Below are 22,328 nucleotides of genomic sequence, written 5' to 3'. Positions count from 1 at the left end.
CTTGCTATTTACCTGTCTTTACCCGTTTCCATGGAAAAATAAAAACCCAAGAGCCATAAGCTCTTGGGTCTATCCGTTTATTTAATCAAGTCTTTGCCGCCCATATACGGACGCAATACTTCAGGGATGACGATGGTGCCGTCTTCCTGCTGGCAGTTTTCCAGTAAAGCGGCCACTGTCCGGCCGATCGCCAGTCCGCTGCCGTTTAAGGTATGGACAAATTCCGGTTTGCCGTTCGCTTCGCGGCGGAATTTGATGTTGGCGCGACGTGCCTGGAAATCTTCAAAATTACTGCAAGAAGAAATTTCACGGTACATGTCCTGGCTCGGAATCCACACTTCGATATCGTATTTCTTCGCAGCGGTAAAGCCAAGGTCTGCTGTGCACATTTTCAGGACGCGGTAAGGAAGCCCCAGTAGCTGCAGCACTTTCTCGGCATGGCCGGTCAATTTCTCCAGTTCATCATATGAATCTTCCGGCTTTACAAAGCGCACCAGCTCGACTTTATTGAATTGGTGCTGTCGGATTAGCCCGCGTGTGTCCCGGCCCGCAGAACCCGCTTCAGAGCGGAAATTCGCGCTGTAAGAAGCGAATGCCTGCGGAAGCATATCCGCTGACAGGATTTCATCCCGGTAGAAATTTGTCACCGGCACTTCAGAAGTCGGGATCAGGAAATAATCTTCTTTCTCGATCAGGAATGCATCTTCTTCAAATTTCGGCAATTGGCCTGTGCCCGTCAAGCTTTCGCGGTTGACCATGTAAGGCGGCAGGATTTCCTGGTAGCCATGCTCTTCCTGGTGCAAGTCCATCATGAAGTTGATAAGCGCCCGTTCCAGACGAGCTCCAAGGCCACGGTAGAAAACGAAACGGCTGCCCGTTACTTTTGCTGCCCGTTCAAAATCGATGATGTTTAAGTCTGTGCCAAGATCCCAATGCGGTTTGGCTTCAAACGTGAATTCCGGCTTTTCTCCCCATGTCCGGATTTCAACGTTGTCGTCTTCAGACTCGCCGACCGGCACGCTGTCATGCGGAATGTTCGGTACACGCATCATGATGTAATTCAAGCGCTCTTCCACTTCGCGCAATTCATCGTCAATCGCTTTGATCTGTTCGCCGACTTCGCGCATTTTGGCAATGGCTTCATCTGCATTTTCTTTATTGCGCTTCATCATCGCGATATTTTGAGACGCTTCGTTGCGTTCAGCCTTCAATTTCTCGGTTTGTGCAATCAATTCACGGCGTTTGGCATCCACCGCTTCAAAATCGTCCAGCACGGAAATATCTTCGCCGCGTTTCGCAAGCTTCGTTTTTACTTCTTCAAAATTGGCACGTACGTGTTTAATGTCTAACATACCGGTTCCTCCTCAAAATAAAATAGTGATCAATAGAAAAAAGGCAACAAAAATAGCCCTCATCCCCTGGTAAAGGGACGAGAGCTACCCGCGTTGCCACCCTGATTGATCGGCTAAAAAGCCCGATCCTCTTCATTACATAACGGCCTTTAAACCGGCAATGGCTTATGTCGCCATGCAACTCAGGAGTGGATTCACACGTGCTTTTCACCGGTTCGCACCAACCACCGGCTCTCTTTGGAAAAACAACGCATTACTATTCCCCATCAATGTTTCTACTTTTAAATTAATCATACTTTACTATAAACGGAGCCTTTTGGCAAGGAAATGCCAGTTTCAGAGGGAATCATGCTCAAAAAATAAGCCGTAATGCGGTGGTCATCGGTCAATTCGGGATGAAACGAACAGCCGAGAAACTGGCTGCTTCTTGCCATGACGATTTTTCCGCCGTGCTCGCCCAATACCTCAACCCCCGGACCAACACTGACAATATGCGGCGCTCGGATAAAGACCGCTTCAAACGGCTCTTCCATCCCTTTAACGGATAGCGGAATTTCAAAGCTGTCGGCTTGGCGGCCGAATGAATTGCGTTCCACTGCAATGTCCATTACGCCAAGATGCGGTTCGGGATAACCGGCGATTTCCTTTGCCAAAAGAATTAGCCCCGCACAGGTGCCAAACATCGGCTTGCCGCTCTCTGCAAAGGCGCGTAACGGCCCAAGCAGGCCATAGCGGTCAATCAATCGGCGCATCGTGGTGCTTTCCCCGCCCGGCAAAATTATGGCATCCAAATCTTCCAAGTCGCTTGACCATTTGACCAGCACTGCTTTTGCGCCGCACGCTTCAATCGACTGCACATGTTCTCTTACCGCTCCCTGCAACGCCAGAACACCGACTCGTTTCATCTTACCAGCCCCGTTCCTGCATGCGTTCACCCGCCGCAATTGTGGAAATTTCAATGCCTTTCATGGCGATGCCGAGGTCTTTTGACAGTTCAGCAATCAATTTATAATCCTGGTAATGCGTCGTCGCTTCCACAATGGCACGCGCGAACCGTTCCGGATGTTCCGATTTGAAGATGCCGGACCCGACGAATACGCCATCTGCTCCCAGTTCCATCATCAAGGCCGCATCTGCAGGCGTTGCCACACCGCCCGCTGCAAAGTTGACGACCGGCAAGCGGCCAAGGCGCTTCACTTCTTTCAGGAATTCATACGAAGCGCCTAAGTTGCGTGCTTCGGTCATCAATTCATCATCGCTGAGCGTAACGACTTTTCGCACTTCCGCATTCACTTGGCGCAAGTGCCGGACCGCTTCGACGATATTGCCGGTGCCCGGTTCCCCTTTTGTCCGGAGCATCGAAGCCCCTTCACCGATACGGCGCGCCGCTTCGCCTAAATTGCGGCAGCCGCAGACAAATGGCACCGTATAGGCATCTTTTAATAAGTGGAATTCCTCGTCCGCCGGTGTCAGCACTTCACTTTCATCTATGTAATCCACACCCATCGCTTCCAACACACGCGCTTCCACAATATGGCCAATCCGCGCTTTGGCCATTACCGGAATGGATACAGCTTTCATCACTTCTTCTGTAATGCGCGGGTCTGCCATACGCGCTACGTCGCCGTCTCTTCGAATATCCGAAGGCACGCGTTCAAGCGCCATAACCGCTGTTGCGCCCGCCGCTTCTGCAATGCGCGCCTGTTCTGCATTCACCACATCCATGATGACTCCGCCTTTTTGCATTTCCGCCATTCCGCGTTTGACTCGATCCGTTCCGTGTTTACTCATTAAAATTCCCCCTTTTCTTAATATTGTCAGTATAATAGAGATTGACCATATAGAAATACTCAGATTCCCATTAATTCATAAGGTCAGTTGGGGGGGGAGACATCATGGATATGCTAATGTTCCAGCTGCAGCGAAGCATTTCAACGCCTTTATACAAACAGCTTTACCGGGAAATTAAACAAGCCATTATTGACGGCAAAATCTCCGTCGATACCAAACTGCCCAGTAAACGAAAATTGGCGGAGTTTCTGGATATCAGCCAGACCACGGTTGAATTGGCTTATGGCCAGCTGGTTGCAGAAGGGTTTATTGAATCGAGGGCCCGCAAAGGGTTTTACGCGCAGCCGGTGGAAGAAGTGGCTTATTTGGATGTGCCGCAAGAGAAACCCTTGGCGCCGGAACGTCTAGAATACCGCTATGATTTTAATCCGGCAGCCATCGATTCCCGTTCTTTTCCTTTTTCAACGTGGCGCAAGCTGTCCAAAGACCTTCTCGATGAATCCAACCACGGGTTGCTGTTGAGTGGGCATCCGCAAGGCGATGAAACCCTGCGCCAGGAAATTTCCCGCTACTTGTTCCAGTCACGGGGCGTGGTATGCGAAGCTGATCAAATCATTATCGGCTCCGGAACGGAACAGTTGATGCCTTTGTTGATTCGCTTGCTTGATAAAACCATTGTCTTCGGCTTTGAAAATCCGGGATATGCACTGACGCACACTATTTTTGCCCACCATGACCGAAAGGCTGTGCCCATCAGCATCGAAACGGATGGCATCAATGTCGGGGAACTTGAAGCGTCGGAAGTGGATATTGCTTATGTCACACCTTCCCATCAATTTCCGACAGGTGCTGTGCTCAGTGCCACCAAACGGGCTCAACTCCTAAACTGGGCAGCAGCCAAGCCGGAACGCTACATCATTGAAGACGATTACGACAGCGAATTCCGCTACACAAGCCGGCCAATCCCGGCACTCCAGAGCATGGATGTCAGCGGACGGGTTATTTACATCAGTACGTTCTCCAAGTCGCTTATGCCTTCTTTGCGAATTGCCTATATGGTTTTGCCGAAAAGGCTGATGCGTGCTTACCGCCAGACTTTCCTTCATTATTCATCATCTGTGCCAAGAATTGACCAGCAGCTTGTCAGCGCGTTTATGAAAGAAGGGCATTTTTCACGCCATTTAAACCGGATGCGCAAACTGTACAAGAAAAAACTTGAACACTTAACAGCCGTTCTACATGTATTTGCACCTCAGGTCTCGGTTTCCGGCCAGCAAGCCGGCATGCACATTGTGCTGACCATCCAGACTGCTTTAACGGAAAATGAGCTTATTGAACGCGCTAAAGGCGCCGGAATCCGGGTATTTGGCCTGGGATCTTACGACGTCGAAGGAAAAACGGTCTCGCCTCCGAAAATCGTTTTGGGGTTTGGCGGGTTAACCGAACAAGAAATTGAATCAGGAATTGTGCATTTAATGGCGTGCTGGGAAATTGCCGCACAAAAAAGCAGCTCATCTGAATAGATGAACTGCTTTTCTTTAAAATAATCCTTTTACAAAATCAAGGGCGCCTGACCACATATTGGAGACGAAATTGCCTACAGCTTGGATAGACAGCGAGAACCAATTGGCCCGTGCCACTTTTTCTGTTGTCACAACTTCAGCATCGCTTTTCGTGCCATCTAAATAGCCGTAGTCTTCTCCTTCTATTTTAACAACGTTAACGGTACCGACTACTTCTCCTTTGCCGATTCCTGCTTCAATCTTGCCTTCGTCCACGACAGACTCATCCAGGACCAATTCCGGTTGATACTTTTCTTTGTCGCTTGTCTGAATCATCATCGTAATCGGTTCTTTCACGGCGATCGATACAGCTTTTTCTTCCCCTTTAGTTACCGGCAAAGTTTCTTGCCCTTTGATCTGATAACCCCCGGGAATGATTTCTTCTTTCGTGAACTGGCCAAAGCCGAAGTCGAATAGAACCCGTGTCTGGTCAAAGCGGGCTTTGTAAGAACCTACACCCTTTTCATCAACCGCTTTCATGACCACGGCAATCAACCGAGTGCCATCACGCTTGGCCGTACCGGCAAAGCTGTGTCCGGCAAAATCCGTGCTGCCGGTTTTCAAGCCGTCCACGCCTTCGTATTCAAAAGCCAGTCCTGGAAGCATTGAATTCCAGTTCAACATATTAATCGCATCTGCTGTACCCGGACGGAACATTTTATTCGGAATTTTTGTGGTTTCCAACACTTCCGGATATTTGTCCAGCAGCGCCTTTGTCAATTTGGCAACGGCTTTTGCGGACATGACGTTTTCATCATTTGCACCTGTGCTTTTCGGATGCATCCCCATCAATAAGGAGTTGCTCAATCCCGTTGAATTGACCAATTTTGCCCCGGCCAATCCCAGCTCTTCTGCTTTTTCATTCATCAGGCGGACGAATTCCTCTTCCGTCCCAGCGATTGTCTCAGCAATGCCGATTGTCGCTGCATTCGCGGAATAAATCGCCATCGCTTCATACAACTCCTGAATCGTATAAGCTTCTCCTTTTCTCAAAGGCACATTGCTCAAGCGCATATCCTGTGAAATCTCATAAGCATAATCCGTAACCGTGTATTCTTGGTCCCACGATACACGGCCGTCTTCAATCGCTTCAAACAATAAATACTCGGTCATCATTTTTGTCATACTTGCAATGCCTAACGTAGCGTCTGCGTTTTGTGCATATAATATTTTTCCAGAATCAGCATCTACCAAAATGGCAGCATCCGCCAGTATATTTAAAGAATCCGCCGCTTTTGCCTGCTGAGGCATACCAACAGTCAGCAGCACAGCCAAAATAATCGTTAATTTCAACACAATTCTCACGTATTTCAATACCTCCATCTGTAAGTTTCCCCATATAATTCTATCATATTCTGTACCTCCCTAAACCAAAACATGAAAAAAGCACTCTTTGCATCTACGGATAGAGGCAAAGAGTGCTTTAGGCAAATCTTATGAAATAGAATAGTTAGGAGACTCTTTTGTAATTTGGACATCGTGTGGATGGCTTTCGCGAAGGCCAGCACCAGTCATGCGGATAAATTGCGCTTCATCACGCAAAGTCTGCAAATCCGGAGTGCCACAATAACCCATTCCTGCACGAATGCCGCCAAGCAATTGGTGAATCGTATCAGCAAGCGGCCCTTTGTATGGCAAGCGCCCTTCAATGCCTTCCGGTACCAGTTTTTTCGCATCGTCCTGGAAATAACGGTCTTTTGATCCTTTTTCCATGGCTGCGATTGAACCCATACCGCGGTAATTTTTAAATTGGCGCCCCTGGAAGATTTCGGTTTCTCCTGGGCTTTCCGTCGTACCAGCAAGAAGGCTTCCGAGCATGACCACATGCCCGCCGGCTGCCAATGCTTTAATGATATCGCCGGAATACTTGATGCCGCCGTCTGCAATAATTGTTTTGCCGTGTTTGCGTGCTTCTGTGGCACAATCGTAAACAGCCGTGATTTGTGGAACCCCAACACCGGCAACAACTCGAGTCGTACAAATCGAACCAGGTCCGATTCCTACTTTGACAACGTCTGCTCCAGCATCGATCAATGCTTTTGTACCTTCTGCAGTGGCTACATTTCCTGCAATGATCGCCAATTCAGGGTATGTCGCACGAATTTGGTTAACGGAATCCAAAACTCCTTTAGAATGGCCATGTGCCGTATCAAGAACGATTACATCCACACCCGCTTTAACCAATTGCTCCACTCGCTTCATTGTATCTGAAGTCACCCCGACTGCCGCGCCTGCAAGCAATCGTCCGTGGCTGTCTTTTGCAGCATTCGGGAATTCGATGACTTTTTCGATGTCTTTAATGGTAATTAACCCTTTTAATATCCCTTGATCATCAACAATTGGGAGTTTCTCAATTTTATATTGCTGAAGAATTTTTTCGGCCTCTTCCAGTGTAGTTCCTACTGAAGCTGTAACCAATTCTTCTTTCGTCATGACTTCATCGATTTTCAATGAATAGTCCTGGATAAAGCGCAAATCGCGGTTCGTAATGATGCCGACCAATTTTTGCTCTTCTTCATTGTTGACGATTGGAACACCTGAGATGCGGTATTTCCCCATAAGATGTTCAGCATCGAATACTTGATGCGTAGGTGTTAAGAAAAAAGGATCCGTTATAACGCCATTTTCTGAACGTTTTACAGTCGTTACTTGCTCTGCCTGTTCTTCAATGCTCATGTTTTTATGGATGATTCCCAATCCGCCTTGGCGAGCCATTGAAATTGCCATTTTCGCTTCGGTAACAGTATCCATACCGGCACTAATAATAGGAATGTTCAATTTGATAGCCGGAGTTAACTCCACTGACAAATTGATATCCTTTGGCAGCACTTCCGACCGTGCTGGTACAAGCAATACATCATCAAACGTCAAACCTTCTTTAACAAATTTCGACTCCCACATTATGGATACGCCTCCTGCTTCCTTTTGAATATTATTGTAAGGTTATCAGCGCCGCTAAACAGTGTCAAGAAAACCGGAATAAGAAAAAGTATTCAGAATTATCGTTCAGGTGATTTTTGATGAAGAGTCCCGTAGAATTCCATATAGCGCTGCCGTTTGATCGTCTTAACGGTTCTACTGCCCGTTCTTTTCATTTCTTTTAGCATATCTTCAAGAAATATACAATTGGTCCAACTGTGCAGTAAACGGTACCACTGTTTTCTTTTTGCTGCGAATATATTCGGAAAAAAACACAAAAAAGCCGCCGCCGGAAATACCGGCAACGGCTTTTTTTCTTGGCCCAGCAATGTCCTACTCTCACAGGGGGAAACCCCCAACTACCATCGGCGCAAAAGAGCTTAACTTCCGTGTTCGGGATGGGAACGGGTGTGGCCTCTTTGCCATCATCACTGGACTCTTTTTGTTGAGTGCTTGCGCCCTCAAAACTGGATATGCGACATTGAAAACAACTATGTTGGTTAAGTCCTCGATCGATTAGTATTCGTCAGCTGCACGCGTCGCCGCGCTTCCACCCCGAACCTATCTACCTCATCGTCTTTGAGGGATCTTACTTGCTTGCGCAATGGGAAATCTCATCTTGAGGGGGGCTTCGTGCTTAGATGCTTTCAGCACTTATCCCGGCCACACATAGCTACCCAGCGATGCCCCTGGCGGAACAACTGGTACACCAGCGGTGTGTCCATCCCGGTCCTCTCGTACTAAGGACAGCTCCTCTCAAATTTCCTGCGCCCGCGACGGATAGGGACCGAACTGTCTCACGACGTTCTGAACCCAGCTCGCGTACCGCTTTAATGGGCGAACAGCCCAACCCTTGGGACCGACTACAGCCCCAGGATGCGATGAGCCGACATCGAGGTGCCAAACCTCCCCGTCGATGTGGACTCTTGGGGGAGATAAGCCTGTTATCCCCGGGGTAGCTTTTATCCGTTGAGCGATGGCCCTTCCATGCGGAACCACCGGATCACTAAGCCCGTCTTTCGACCCTGCTCGACCTGTACGTCTCGCAGTCAAGCTCCCTTGTGCCTTTACACTCTGCGAATGATTTCCAACCATTCTGAGGGAACCTTTGGGCGCCTCCGTTACTCTTTAGGAGGCGACCGCCCCAGTCAAACTGCCCGCCTGACACTGTCTCCCGCCCCGATCAGGGGCGTGGGTTAGAATTTCAATACAACCAGGGTAGTATCCCACCGACGCCTCCCCCGAAGCTGGCGCTCCGGGTTCTCTGGCTCCTACCTATCCTGTACAAGTTGCACCAAAATTCAATATCAGGCTGCAGTAAAGCTCCACGGGGTCTTTCCGTCCTGTCGCGGGTAACCTGCATCTTCACAGGTACTATAATTTCACCGAGTCTCTCGTTGAGACAGTGCCCAGATCGTTACGCCTTTCGTGCGGGTCGGAACTTACCCGACAAGGAATTTCGCTACCTTAGGACCGTTATAGTTACGGCCGCCGTTTACTGGGGCTTCAGTTCGCACCTTCGCTTGCGCTAAGCACTCCCCTTAACCTTCCAGCACCGGGCAGGCGTCAGCCCCTATACGTCACCTTACGGTTTTGCAGAGACCTGTGTTTTTGCTAAACAGTCGCCTGGGCCTATTCACTGCGGCTCTCTCGGGCTATACACCCTACCAGAGCACCCCTTCTCCCGAAGTTACGGGGTCATTTTGCCGAGTTCCTTAACGAGAGTTCACTCGCTCACCTTAGAATTCTCTTCTCGCCTACCTGTGTCGGTTTGCGGTACGGGCACCTCCCGCCTCGCTAGAGGCTTTTCTTGGCAGTGTGAAATCAGGGACTCCAGGGCATACGCCCCTTGCCGTCACAGTTCAATGTTTGCGGAAACGGGATTTGCCTCGTTTCCCACCTTGCTGCTTGGACGCGCTCAACCAACGGCGCGCTCGCCTTATCCTTCTGCGTCCCCCCATTGCTCAAACGGCGGGGAGGTGGTACAGGAATATCAACCTGTTGTCCATCGTCTACGCCTATCGGCCTCGACTTAGGTCCCGACTGACCCTGAGCGGACGAGCCTTCCTCAGGAAACCTTAGGCATTCGGTGGACGGGATTCTCACCCGTCTTTCGTTACTCATACCGGCATTCTCACTTCTAAGCGCTCCACGGATCCTTCCGGTCCCGCTTCGACGCCCTTAGAACGCTCTCCTACCACGGACATCTGAGATGTCCATCCACAGCTTCGGTAATCCGTTTAGCCCCGGTACATTTTCGGCGCAGTGTCACTCGACCAGTGAGCTATTACGCACTCTTTAAATGATGGCTGCTTCTAAGCCAACATCCTGGTTGTCTAAGCAACGCCACATCCTTTTCCACTTAACGGATATTTGGGGACCTTAGCTGGTGGTCTGGGCTGTTTCCCTCTTGACTACGGATCTTATCACTCGCAGTCTGACTCCCAAGCATAAATCACTGGCATTCGGAGTTTGTCTGAATTCGGTAACCCGGGATGGGCCCCTAGTCCAAACAGTGCTCTACCTCCAGGATTCTCAATCTTGAGGCTAGCCCTAAAGCTATTTCGGAGAGAACCAGCTATCTCCAGGTTCGATTGGAATTTCTCCGCTACCCACACCTCATCCCCGCACTTTTCAACGTGCGTGGGTTCGGGCCTCCAGTAAGTGTTACCTTACCTTCACCCTGGACATGGGTAGATCACCTGGTTTCGGGTCTACAACTGCATACTCATTCGCCCTATTCAGACTCGCTTTCGCTGCGGCTCCGGCTTCTCACCTTAACCTTGCATGCAATCGTAACTCGCCGGTTCATTCTACAAAAGGCACGCCATCACCCATAAACGGGCTTTGACTAGTTGTAGGCACACGGTTTCAGGATCTGTTTCACTCCCCTTCCGGGGTGCTTTTCACCTTTCCCTCACGGTACTGGTTCACTATCGGTCACTAGGTAGTATTTAGCCTTGGGAGATGGTCCTCCCGGATTCCGACGGAATTTCACGTGTTCCGCCGTACTCAGGATCCACTCAGGAGGGAAGCGATTTTCGGCTACGGGGCTGTTACCCACTGTGGCGGACCGTTCCAGGTCGCTTCGCCTAACCGCTTCTTTTGTAACTCCGTATTGAGTGTCCTACAACCCCAAGAGGCAAGCCTCTTGGTTTGGGCTGATCCCGTTTCGCTCGCCGCTACTCAGGGAATCGCATTTGCTTTCTGTTCCTCCAGGTACTTAGATGTTTCAGTTCCCTGGGTCTGCCTTCTCATGTGCTATGAATTCACACATGGATACCGCCCCATTAAAGGCGGTGGGTTCCCCCATTCGGAAATCTCCGGATCAATGCTCACTTACAGCTCCCCGGAGCATATCGGTGTTAGTGCCGTCCTTCTTCGGCTCCTAGTGCCAAGGCATCCACCGTGCGCCCTTTCTAACTTAACCATTAGAAAGTCGACCGAACCAAATCGGTCTCATCACTCGTGTTGCTTGTTTTCGTTGTTTCAATGTCGTCATATCCAGTTTTCAAAGAACAAGTTGTTGAAGTTCCAACTCGGCATCGCCGAAGGTGAACCTTCAAAACTGAACGCAAAACGTCAACCGAAACCCGCAGGTTTCGTTCCGAATATATCCTTAGAAAGGAGGTGATCCAGCCGCACCTTCCGATACGGCTACCTTGTTACGACTTCACCCCAATCATCTGTCCCACCTTCGGCGGCTGGCTCCACAAGGGTTACCTCACCGACTTCGGGTGTTACAAACTCTCGTGGTGTGACGGGCGGTGTGTACAAGGCCCGGGAACGTATTCACCGTGGCATGCTGATCCACGATTACTAGCGATTCCGGCTTCATGCAGGCGAGTTGCAGCCTGCAATCCGAACTGAGAACGGTTTTCTGGGATTGGCTCCCCCTCGCGGGTTGGCAGCCCTTTGTACCGTCCATTGTAGCACGTGTGTAGCCCAGGTCATAAGGGGCATGATGATTTGACGTCATCCCCACCTTCCTCCGGTTTGTCACCGGCAGTCACCTTAGAGTGCCCAACTGAATGCTGGCAACTAAGATCAAGGGTTGCGCTCGTTGCGGGACTTAACCCAACATCTCACGACACGAGCTGACGACAACCATGCACCACCTGTCACCGCTGTCCCCGAAGGGAAAGCCTTGTCTCCAAGGCGGTCAGCGGGATGTCAAGACCTGGTAAGGTTCTTCGCGTTGCTTCGAATTAAACCACATGCTCCACCGCTTGTGCGGGCCCCCGTCAATTCCTTTGAGTTTCAGCCTTGCGGCCGTACTCCCCAGGCGGAGTGCTTAATGCGTTAGCTGCAGCACTAAGGGGCGGAAACCCCCTAACACTTAGCACTCATCGTTTACGGCGTGGACTACCAGGGTATCTAATCCTGTTTGCTCCCCACGCTTTCGCGCCTCAGCGTCAGTTACAGACCAGAAAGTCGCCTTCGCCACTGGTGTTCCTCCACATCTCTACGCATTTCACCGCTACACATGGAATTCCACTTTCCTCTTCTGCACTCAAGTCCCCCAGTTTCCAATGACCCTCCACGGTTGAGCCGTGGGCTTTCACATCAGACTTAAAGGACCGCCTGCGCGCGCTTTACGCCCAATAATTCCGGACAACGCTTGCCACCTACGTATTACCGCGGCTGCTGGCACGTAGTTAGCCGTGGCTTTCTGGCGAGGTACCGTCAAGGTGCCAGTAGTTAGCTGGCACGGTTTCTTCCCTCGCAACAGAGTTTTACGATCCGAAAACCTTCATCACTCACGCGGCGTTGCTCCGTCAGACTTGCGTCCATTGCGGAAGATTCCCTACTGCTGCCTCCCGTAGGAGTCTGGGCCGTGTCTCAGTCCCAGTGTGGCCGATCACCCTCTCAGGTCGGCTACGCATCGTCGCCTTGGTGGGCCGTTACCCCACCAACTAGCTAATGCGCCGCGGGCCCATCCTGCAGTGACAGCCGAAACCGTCTTTCCGTAACCTCCCAGGAGGGAGGTCAAACTATTCGGTATTAGCACCGGTTTCCCGGAGTTATCCCGATCTGCAGGGCAGGTTGCCCACGTGTTACTCACCCGTCCGCCGCTAAACGCTTGGAGCAAGCTCCAAGTGTTCCGCTCGACTTGCATGTATTAGGCACGCCGCCAGCGTTCGTCCTGAGCCAGGATCAAACTCTCCATTATAGAGAACCGATTGCTCAAATTCTGCTGGCGTCTCGCCGTTCCGAAGAACGCACGAGTCGCTTGATCTGGCCGAAGCCTGATCAGTACATTTGCGCGGGCCGTTTTGCGCGGCCGTTGCTATTGTTGACGTTTTGCTGTTCAGTTTTCAAGGTTCATGTTTTGTGCGTCACTCATTGGCGACTTGATTAATATACCATGCCACAATATTCGCGTCAACAGTTTTGCGAAAAAAACTTCTGCTTTCGATAAATTCTTTTTCTTTCAGGAAACTTTTGAATTCTTGCAGTCTGTTTAGATCTCCGATTTCCAACTTTGCACGCCGCTATAGACCAAGTTGATCCGCCAGCTCAGAAAAGATTTCTGCTATCCGATTCTTTTTCCTCTATATAGAAAGAACTGCATTCCGCTTCGTTCTCTTCGTCCTCTTTTGGCAGGCCAACGCTTGATCGATTCGCTTTCAATCCACGGAACGTTCGTTTAGCTCCAAATAAAAAAACCCGCTGAATAAATCAGCGGGTTCAAAAATATTACTCTTCGTCTTCTATTTCTTCTTCTACATTATCTAACTCTTCGTCAGCGACAACTTCGTCCTCCGTATAGACATCGGCTTCCGCACTTTCTTCGATCAATGTGGAATCAACATCTTCTTCGGCTTCTTCTGCGCCTTCTGGAATTTCAATATCTTTTTTCACTCGAGCAACTGTGGCTACGGTTTCTTCTTCAGAGAGCTTGATCAAACGGACGCCTTGTGTGCTTCGGCCAGTCTGTGAAATATCGTTGACGTCCATGCGGATTAAAATGCCATTGATGGTGATCAGCATGATGTCTTCTGTTCCGTTGACTGTCCGGACAGCCACAAGCGGTCCGTTCTTGTCGGTGATTTGGCAAGTTTTGATTCCCATACCGCCTCTGGATTGAACGCGGTATTCGGATTCTTTTGTTTGTTTGCCGTATCCTTTTTCTGTGATGACGAGAATATTATCGTCTTTCTCCAGAATTTCCATGCCGACAACCTGGTCGCCTTCACGCAAACGGATACCACGTACACCGCTTGCTGTCCGGCCCATGCTGCGGATATCGGTTTCAGGGAAACGGATCAATGCGCCGTCGCGTGTTCCGATGACGATTTCCTGGTTGCCGTCGGTCAGCTTAACGGAAATCAATTCATCTTCTTCGCGCAAACTGATGGCAATCAGCCCGTTTTGGCGGATGTTGGCGTAATTGGACACCGGTGTCCGCTTGCTGATTCCTTCTCGTGTCGTAAAGAAGAAGAATGCGTCTTCTTTAAACTCTTTCACACGGATGACAGCCGTTACTTTTTCGTCTTTGCTGATTTCCAGCAAGTTGACCAGTGGAAGGCCTTTTGCAGTTCTTCCGTATTCCGGCACTTGATACCCTTTTTTGCGATACACTTTCCCTTTGCTCGTGAAGAACAGGATTGTATCGTGGGTAGAGGTATAAAGCATATGTTCAACAAAATCATCTTCGTTGGTGCCCATTCCCTGGACGCCACGGCCGCCGCGGTTTTGGCTGCGGAATGTGTTTGCCGGCATCCGTTTGATATAACCGTTATGGGTCAATGTCAAAACAGACGCTTCTCTTGGGATTAAATCTTCATCTTCGAACATTTCCGTGCCGCCTGAAGTGATTTCCGTTCTGCGATCGTCGCTGAAACGTTCTTTCACTTCTGTTAATTCTTCACGGATAATTTCGAGAATCCGGTATTCATTCGCCAAAATTTCGCGAAGTTCATCGATCAACTTAACCAAGCCTTGGTATTCTTCTTCAATTTTATCGCGTTCCAGTCCTGTTAAACGCTGAAGACGCATATCCAAAATCGCTTGTGATTGGCGCTCAGACAAGTTGAAATTGCTCATCAAGCCATTGCGGGCTTCTTCAGTTGTCTGTGAACCACGGATCAACGCGATAATGGCATCAATATGGTCCAATGCAATGCGCAAACCTTCGAGGATATGTGCGCGGTCTTCCGCTTTCGTCAAATCAAATTGCGTACGGCGGCGAATGACCACTTTTTGGTGCTCTAAGTAGTGGAAAAGCACTTCTTTTATGCCCAAAACTTTCGGATGGCCATCTACAAGTGCCAGCATATTGATCCCGAAACTTGTTTGCATCGCTGTCTGTTTGTATAGATTGTTCAGTAGGACGCTGGCACTTGCATCTCTGCGCACTTCAATGACAATGCGCATGCCGTTGCGGTCAGATTCGTCCCGTAAATCCGTGATGCCGTCAATTCGCTTATCGCGCACAAGCTCCGCAATTTTTTCAATCAAGCGGGCTTTGTTTACTTGATAAGGAAGTTCGTTGACGATGATCACTTCTTTGCCGTTCGGTTTGGTTTCAATATCCACCACTGAACGGATCATGATAGAACCTCTGCCGGTTTCATAAGCGCGTCGAATACCGCTGCGTCCTAAAATAATGCCGCCAGTCGGGAAATCAGGCCCTGGAATAAATTCCATCAATTCTTCTGTCGTAATCGCCGGGTTTTCAGCTAATGCCAATACCCCGTCAATCGTTTCACCCAAATGATGCGGCGGAATATTGGTAGCCATACCAACTGCAATCCCAGATGTTCCGTTTACCAGTAAGTTCGGGAATCGGCTCGGCAGAACAATTGGCTCTTTTTCCTGGCCATCGTAGTTATCCCGGTAATCGATCGTGTTTTTATTTAAATCACGCAATAGTTCCATGGAAATTTTTGACATTCTTGATTCTGTATAACGCATCGCAGCTGCGGCATCGCCGTCGACAGAACCGAAGTTCCCGTGTCCATCAACGAGCATATAACGGTAACTGAAATCCTGCGCCATCCGGACCATCGTTTCATAAACAGCGCTATCGCCGTGTGGATGGTATTTACCAATAACATCCCCAACGATACGTGCTGATTTTTTGTAGGCTTTATCAGATGTAATTCCTAAATCATGCATTGCATATAGGATGCGGCGATGGACAGGTTTCAGCCCGTCACGCACATCCGGCAGCGCACGGGAAACGATAACGCTCATCGCATAATCCAAAAACGATGTGCGCATTTCCGTGCTTATATTTATTTCTTCAACACCACTGCTAGGCCGTTCAGCCATATCCGCAGCCTCCTCTCAACTCTACATCACTTAAACGTCCAGGTTTTTAACGTATTTCGCATTTTCTTCGATAAAGTTACGGCGTGGTTCAACGTCGTCTCCCATTAAAATGTGGAAAGTCTCGTCTGCCACCATCGCATCAGTCAGCGTCACTTGCAGCAAGGTACGAACATCCGGATCCATTGTTGTATCCCATAACTGCTCCGCGTTCATTTCTCCTAACCCTTTATAGCGCTGAATATTCGGTTTTGGTGTTGGAGACAAGTTTTCGAGTGCTTCTTTCAATTGCGCATCGGTATAAACATAATCAACGTGCTTGCCTTGTTTGATTTGGAACAATGGCGGCTGGGCAATGTAAATATAGCCCGCTTCAAGCAATGGCCGCATGTAGCGGAAGAAGAACGTCAATAGCAAAGTCCGGATGTGGGCGCCGTCGACGTCCGCATCTGTCATGATGACAACTTTATGATAACGCGCTTTCGCCAAATTAAATTCTTCGCCGATGCCTGTGCCTAAGGCTGTAATAATGTTGCGGATTTCGGCGTTTGTCAGAATTTTATCAAGACGGGCTTTTTCAACATTCAAGATTTTCCCGCGCAGCGGCAAAATGGCTTGGAAATGGCGGTCACGGCCTGATTTTGCCGAGCCTCCGGCTGAGTCACCCTCAACAATGTAAATTTCACTGATTTTCGGATCACGCGAAGAGCAGTCCGCCAGTTTACCAGGCAAGCTTGATACTTCAAGCACTGATTTGCGGCGTGTGAATTCACGTGCTTTTTTAGCTGCCATACGTGCATGCGAAGCCATGATGCCTTTTTCCACAATTTTGCGAGAAACCGATGGATTTTCCAAAAGGAATCGATCGAAACCTGCGGAGAACAAGTTGTTGACGATTGTGCTGACTTCCGTATTGCCCAGTTTCGTTTTGGTTTGGCCCTCAAACTGGGGATCCGGGTGTTTAACTGAAATTATGGCAGTTAACCCTTCACGGACGTCATCGCCTGTCAAATTGGCATCTTGTTCTTTCAGCATGCCATTTTTGCGGCCGTAGTCATTCACAACGCGCGTCAAAGCTGTCTTAAAACCGGATTCGTGCGTTCCGCCTTCATGCGTATTGATATTATTGGCAAATGAAAAAATATTGGCTGCATAGCCGGCATTGTATTGCATCGCGACTTCTACGGAAATGCCGTCTCGTTCAGCTTCTACAAAAATCGCCTCTTCGTGAAGAGGATCTTTGGATTTATTCATATGTTCAACGTACGATTTGATCCCGCCTTCGAAATGGTAGACCTTTTCTTTTTGTTCGCCTTCGCGTTCATCCCGCGCAACGATTCTTAATCCGCGGTTCAAATAAGCAAGTTCCCGCAGACGGTGGTCTAAAATATCAAATTCATAGACAGTCGTTTCTTTAAAGATTTCAGGGTCCGCTTTGAAACGGATCGTGGTGCCTGTATTTTCAGCGTCGCCGATCACATGCAGTTCTTCTGTAACCGCTCCGCGTTCAAATTTAATGTAATGGCGTTTGCCATCGCGGTTAACGTATACTTCCGTCACTTCGGACAAAGCGTTAACAACCGATGCCCCAACACCGTGCAAACCGCCGGATACTTTATATCCGCCGCCGCCGAATTTACCGCCTGCGTGCAAGACAGTCATGATGACTTCTACAGCCGGACGGCCCATTTTTTCCTGCATGCCAACCGGAATGCCTCGACCGTTGTCTTCTACGCGAATCCAGTCACCGGGTTCAATTGTCACTTGAATTTCGTCGCAATAGCCTGCTAATGCTTCATCAATACTATTATCCACGATTTCCCAGACTAAATGGTGAAGTCCTCTTGAACCAGTTGAACCGATATACATTCCGGGTCTTTTGCGGACCGCTTCCAGTCCTTCCAAAACTTGAATCTGATTCGCATCATATGAGGGTTGAAGATCTTTTTCTTCCATTGCCACTGCGTTCACCTGCTCTTTCTTACAACATTCTGTTTTCCATTGGCTTGTTTACAACCGGTTTTGCCGGATCTTTTTCAAGATGGCCTGCGCCCGCAAAGGCGAACCATAGACAAGATCGTCGGTCACAATAAATGATTTAACTTTCTCTAAAGGGACGAGAAGCCGCACAAAAGCAGCCGGAACGTGATGCTCATGCGCGGTGACGGCAATAATTTCGGCTATTCGGATTGTCTGCTCTTTTCCAATGTGCACGTAAATAACGCGTCACCCCTTAACCATCCCTTGGGATACTTCGAAAAGACGGGCATTTTGAATGGTTTCGTGCTGAATTCCGTCTACGTTAGTCGTCGTAACAAAGGTCTGGACAGACCCGTGGATGGTGTTCAGCAAATGGGACTGCCGGTAATCGTCCAGCTCTGACAGCACATCATCCAGCAGCAGGACGGGCGCTTCCCCGACTTCCTGCTTGATCAATTCAATTTCCGCCAGCTTCAAAGAAAGCGCTGTGGTCCGCTGCTGGCCTTGAGAGCCGTAAGTCTGGACATCATAGCCGTTCACCAGAAACTGCAATTCATCACGGTGAGGGCCGACAAGCGTCAAACCGCGCTCGATTTCCCGTTTACGAACTTCAGCAAGTTTCTGCTCTAAAAAAGACGCCATCTCGGTCGGCGTCCATTCGGGCTTTAAACCGCTGATCGGTTGATAGCAGATTTGCAGTTGTTCCAGCCCCCGGGAAATGCCGTGATGGATAGGTTCAGCCCATTTTTGCAATAATTCCATGAACTGATAGCGTTTTTGGATAATTTTTACTGCAGCTTCGATAAATTGTTCTGTATAAACATCGAACATGACATCGTTGATGGCCTGCTTGCCGTAATTTTGCTTAAGTATATGATTCCGCTGCTTCAACAATTTCTGGTATGTCAACAGATCATGCAAATAGACAGGGGATATTTGACCGATTTCCATATCGATAAAACGCCGGCGAATTTGCGGACTCCCTTTGACTAAATTTAAATCCTCAGGAGCAAACATTACGACATTCAATTGGCCAATGTAGTCACTGAGCCGCCGCTGTTCCAAATGATTGACCTTCGCTTTTTTGCCTTTTTTGGACAAAGTGATTTCCAAAGGCAGCTTCCCGTATTTACGGAAGACATCACCTTTAATTTTACCATAATCGGCATTCCAGCGTATCAATTCTTTGTCATTGGTGGTTCGATGTGATTTTGCCATCGATAAAACGTACAAGGATTCCATGATATTGGTTTTGCCCTGCGCATTTTCACCGATAAAGACGTTTATTTCAGGAGAAAAAGACAAGTCAAGCGTCTCGTAATTCCGGTAGTCGCGGAGCTCGAGGCGGTCAATCCACATCGAAGCTCATGCCTTCAGCTACTGCAATACGAAACTCCCCTACTTCTGGAATCGTTACCGTATCGTTGGGGCGCAGCTTGCGGCCTCTCCGGTCTTCAGCTTCTCCGTTTACAAACACTTCATGCTCACTTAAAAACCACTTTGCCATGCCTCCTGAACTAATCGTATCTGTCATTTTCAGCAATTGCCCAAGTGTAATATATTCTGTCTCAATCCCGATTTCTTTCAAAATGCACTCATCCTTCAATTCGTAGTCTATCCCTCTACTTTACCCTATTTAGGGTGAAAAGTAAAAAGGATAGCCTTTACGGCTATCCTAGAGGGTGTTTTCTGTTTTTAATAGGTCCGGACAGGAAGAATCAATTGCAAAATTGAATCGTCAAGCGCAGATTTCAAAATGAACGGGCGCATCGCTCCCGTAAATTGAATCAGCACGTCCTGGCCATCAATCGCCTTCAAGGCATCCATCATAAATTTAGCGCTGAATGAAATTTTCAATTCTTCGCCTTCAATGCTTTGAGCTTGTAGCTGCTCTTCCACTTTTCCGACTTCCGGTGAATTAGAAGAAACTTCTACTTCATTGCCGGAGTTTGTAGAAAAACGCACAACGTTGTTGCGTTCTTCGCGGGCCAGCAAAGAAGCGCGGTCGATTGCCTGAAGAAGCGAACGTCCGTTGACCGTTACTTCTGTTTTGTATTCAGAAGGAATCAAACGGGATGTATCCGGGTAGTTTCCTTCAAGCAGGCGTGAAAAGAACAAAATATGCTTGGATTTAAATAAAACTTGCTGGTTTGTCATCACAATTTCAACAGGATCTGAAGTATCATCCAGAATTTTGTTGAGTTCGGTCAAACTTTTCCCAGGAATAACGACACTGTATTCCCCTTCCGGCAAAGTCTCCAATTTTGTTTTGCGGCGTGCCAAACGGTGGCTGTCTGTCGCAACACACACCAATTCCCCATCTTTTACTTCCCAATGTACGCCAGTCAATACCGGACGTGTTTCAGAACTTGAAACTGCAAATACGGTTTCGCGGTTGATCGTTTTTAACAGATCTGCCGGAATGGTGAACAAGCGGTCATCCTGGATGTCTGGAAGCTGTGGATAATCCAATGCGTCCAAGCCGATCAAGTGGAATTCAGATTTTCCAGAACGAATATGCGTTTGGAAGTTTCCAGTAATTTCGATTTCCACTTCATTGGTCGGCAACTTACGGATAATTTCTCCGAATACTTTTGCTTGAAGAACAATGCTTCCGCCTTGAGATACGCCGATGATTTCTTCTCCATCTTCTTCTGCCGGGATGAACGTCTGGATTGTGATATCTGAATCGCTTCCTGTTAATCTCATTCCTTCTGAAGAAACGTCCATTTTAATTCCTGTCAAAATCGGAATCGTTGTTTTTGAACTTACTGCTTTCATTACATCATTTAAACCTTCGACTAATCGTTCACGTTTTATCTCGAATTTCATTCTCGAACCTCGCTTATATATATATTTTATTTAAAGAATTTAAAACAGTAATAGTAGTAGGGGCTGTGAATATGTGGATAACCCTGTTTTTCTGAACAAAAGCAGCTTATCCACATGTAGATAAGCTGTGCACAAACTGCTTCGTAAATTATGCGGTTATCCACAAGGTCATTGTTTGCCGAGTGCGCTTCGAATGTCTTTGACATCTTGCTGAAGCTGCTGATTGTCTTTCAGCATTTTTGAAATTTTTTCATGCGCATGGATGACCGTTGTATGGTCACGCCCACCGAATTCTTCACCGATTTTCGGCAAAGAAAAATCCGTCATTTCTCTGGACAGATACATGGCCACCTGGCGCGGATATGCAATGTCTTTTGTACGGCGTTTTGTTTTGAAATCTTCTAATTTCACGTTGAATTGGTCTCCAACAGCATGCTGGATATCCAAAATCGTAATCACTTTCGGTTTTGAATTCGGCATGATGTCTTTTAGCGCTTCTGCTGCAAGTTCGGCGCTCATATCGCGGTTGATCAAAGAGGAATAAGCAACTACGCGGATCAAAGCCCCTTCAAGTTCACGGATATTCGAATCAATGGAGTTGGCGATATACGTCATCACATCATTCGGGATATCAAGGCCGTCCGCTTTCGCTTTTTTGCGCAAAATGGCAATCCGGGTTTCCAGATCCGGCGGTGTGATATCAGTGATCAATCCCCATTCAAAGCGGGATCGCAAGCGGTCTTCCAGTGTTGGAATTTCTTTTGGCGGCCGGTCACTTGAGATGATAATTTGCTTCGACTCTTCGTGGAGCGTATTAAACGTATGGAAAAATTCTTCCTGCGTCTGCTCTTTCCCAGCCAAAAATTGAATATCATCAATCAAAAGAATGTCGACACTGCGGTATTTGTTGCGGAAATCCACGGTTTGGTTGTCACGGATGGAGTTGATGAATTCGTTCGTAAATTTTTCCGAAGACAAATAAACCACTTTGGCATTCGGGTTGTGTTCAAGGACATAATGTCCGATTGCATGCATTAAATGTGTCTTGCCAAGTCCTACTCCCCCGTAAATAAACAACGGATTGTATGCTTTTGCAGGCGCTTCCGCTACGGCCAGTGATGCAGCATGGGCAAAGCGGTTGCCGGATCCAATTACAAACGTATCGAATGTATACTTGGGATTCAGCATGCCAGGCAAAAATTCCTGATGCTCATTTTGCCCCGGCTTTACGCGAGGGGCTGGGAGTTGAAAATCGTCCATATCCTGATCTTTGGGCACAACAAATTTTATCAGCAGATCATCACCTGTTGAATCCGAAAGAATCCCAGTAATTAAATGCACGTAATGGTTTTCCAACCAGTCACGTGCAAATGAATTAGGCGCTGAAATTGTCACTGTATCATTCTGATAAGATAAAAGTTTTGTTGATTTTAACCACGTTTCAAAACTTGGTTTGGAGATTTTAGTTTCAACTTGGGCTAAGACACTCGACCAAAGTTCGTCTAAGTGTTCCAATAGCTCGTCTCCTTTATATGTAAATATTTTTTAAGTATACCATACACAAAACCACAGGCTGTGGATAACCTTTATAAACAAGCCCGTGAATAACTGTCCA

The 22,328-nt window shown here is 48.2% G+C and carries 13 protein-coding genes, 3 rRNA genes and 1 other annotated feature; of the genes, 1 reads left to right on the top strand and 15 read right to left on the bottom strand.

Going from position 1 to position 22,328, the window contains the following annotated elements:
- Positions 1 to 77 precede the first annotated feature (77 nt).
- The 3 genes from serS to pdxS form a co-directional block, all read right to left on the bottom strand.
- Positions 78 to 1,352, bottom strand: coding sequence for a serine--tRNA ligase (gene serS, locus QWY22_RS00080; RefSeq protein ID WP_300982439.1), 1,275 nt, complete (start codon positions 1,350 to 1,352; stop codon positions 78 to 80).
- A gap of 70 nt (positions 1,353 to 1,422) precedes the next feature.
- Positions 1,423 to 1,631: a binding site (T-box leader), on the bottom strand.
- Between the two features lie 11 nt (positions 1,632 to 1,642).
- A complete protein-coding gene (pdxT, locus tag QWY22_RS00075) occupies positions 1,643 to 2,257 on the bottom strand; it encodes a pyridoxal 5'-phosphate synthase glutaminase subunit PdxT (protein WP_300982438.1) in 615 nt (204 codons plus the stop codon).
- 1 nt (position 2,258) lies between these two features.
- The gene (pdxS, locus tag QWY22_RS00070) at positions 2,259 to 3,143 is read right to left on the bottom strand and encodes a pyridoxal 5'-phosphate synthase lyase subunit PdxS (RefSeq protein ID WP_300982437.1); all 885 of its coding nucleotides are present in this window, start codon (positions 3,141 to 3,143) and stop codon (positions 2,259 to 2,261) included.
- A gap of 104 nt (positions 3,144 to 3,247) precedes the next feature.
- Between pdxS and pdxR the strand changes: the two genes are divergently transcribed.
- Positions 3,248 to 4,666 carry a MocR-like pyridoxine biosynthesis transcription factor PdxR gene (gene pdxR / locus QWY22_RS00065; protein WP_300982436.1) on the top strand — a complete coding sequence of 473 codons (1,419 nt, stop codon included), beginning with the start codon at positions 3,248 to 3,250 and terminating at the stop codon, positions 4,664 to 4,666.
- Between the two features lie 15 nt (positions 4,667 to 4,681).
- Here the strand turns inward: pdxR and QWY22_RS00060 are convergent, their stop codons facing one another.
- The 12 genes from QWY22_RS00060 to dnaA form a co-directional block, all read right to left on the bottom strand.
- Positions 4,682 to 6,028, bottom strand: coding sequence for a D-alanyl-D-alanine carboxypeptidase family protein (locus tag QWY22_RS00060; protein WP_436836768.1), 1,347 nt, complete (start codon positions 6,026 to 6,028; stop codon positions 4,682 to 4,684).
- Positions 6,029 to 6,139: 111 nt separating this feature from the next.
- A complete protein-coding gene (guaB, locus tag QWY22_RS00055; RefSeq protein WP_300982435.1) occupies positions 6,140 to 7,606 on the bottom strand; it encodes an IMP dehydrogenase in 1,467 nt (488 codons plus the stop codon).
- Positions 7,607 to 7,944: 338 nt separating this feature from the next.
- Positions 7,945 to 8,060, bottom strand: a 5S ribosomal RNA gene (rrf, locus tag QWY22_RS00050).
- Positions 8,061 to 8,120: 60 nt separating this feature from the next.
- Positions 8,121 to 11,054: ribosomal RNA gene (locus QWY22_RS00045) — 23S ribosomal RNA — on the bottom strand.
- A 193-nt stretch (positions 11,055 to 11,247) separates the two neighbouring features.
- Positions 11,248 to 12,797, bottom strand: a 16S ribosomal RNA gene (locus tag QWY22_RS00040).
- Together the 16S, 23S and 5S rRNA genes form the textbook arrangement of a ribosomal RNA operon.
- A gap of 527 nt (positions 12,798 to 13,324) precedes the next feature.
- On the bottom strand, positions 13,325 to 15,904 hold the full coding sequence (gene gyrA / locus QWY22_RS00035; RefSeq protein ID WP_300982434.1) for a DNA gyrase subunit A: 2,580 nt from the start codon (positions 15,902 to 15,904) through the stop codon (positions 13,325 to 13,327).
- Between the two features lie 30 nt (positions 15,905 to 15,934).
- Positions 15,935 to 17,857, bottom strand: a complete 1,923-nt coding sequence (gene gyrB / locus QWY22_RS00030; RefSeq protein ID WP_220629643.1) for a DNA topoisomerase (ATP-hydrolyzing) subunit B — start codon at positions 17,855 to 17,857, stop codon at positions 15,935 to 15,937.
- Between the two features lie 54 nt (positions 17,858 to 17,911).
- The gene (locus tag QWY22_RS00025) at positions 17,912 to 18,115 is read right to left on the bottom strand and encodes a hypothetical protein (protein ID WP_300982433.1); all 204 of its coding nucleotides are present in this window, start codon (positions 18,113 to 18,115) and stop codon (positions 17,912 to 17,914) included.
- Positions 18,116 to 18,127: 12 nt separating this feature from the next.
- Entirely contained in the window at positions 18,128 to 19,240 is a 1,113-nt protein-coding gene (recF, locus tag QWY22_RS00020; protein WP_300982432.1) for a DNA replication/repair protein RecF, read from the bottom strand.
- The gene (yaaA, locus tag QWY22_RS00015) at positions 19,230 to 19,469 is read right to left on the bottom strand and encodes a S4 domain-containing protein YaaA (protein WP_036810837.1); all 240 of its coding nucleotides are present in this window, start codon (positions 19,467 to 19,469) and stop codon (positions 19,230 to 19,232) included. Before yaaA ends, recF begins: the two co-directional genes overlap by 11 nt.
- A gap of 107 nt (positions 19,470 to 19,576) precedes the next feature.
- Positions 19,577 to 20,713, bottom strand: a complete 1,137-nt coding sequence (gene dnaN, locus QWY22_RS00010; RefSeq protein ID WP_053166869.1) for a DNA polymerase III subunit beta — start codon at positions 20,711 to 20,713, stop codon at positions 19,577 to 19,579.
- Between the two features lie 168 nt (positions 20,714 to 20,881).
- Positions 20,882 to 22,228, bottom strand: a complete 1,347-nt coding sequence (gene dnaA / locus QWY22_RS00005) for a chromosomal replication initiator protein DnaA (RefSeq protein WP_300982431.1) — start codon at positions 22,226 to 22,228, stop codon at positions 20,882 to 20,884.
- Positions 22,229 to 22,328 lie beyond the last annotated feature (100 nt).

The sequence above is a fragment of the Planococcus liqunii genome, assembly GCF_030413595.1.
Classification (GTDB): domain Bacteria; phylum Bacillota; class Bacilli; order Bacillales_A; family Planococcaceae; genus Planococcus; species Planococcus liqunii.
Note: the sequence above shows the minus strand (reverse complement) of the source record. Positions and strands in the feature narration are given on the sequence as shown.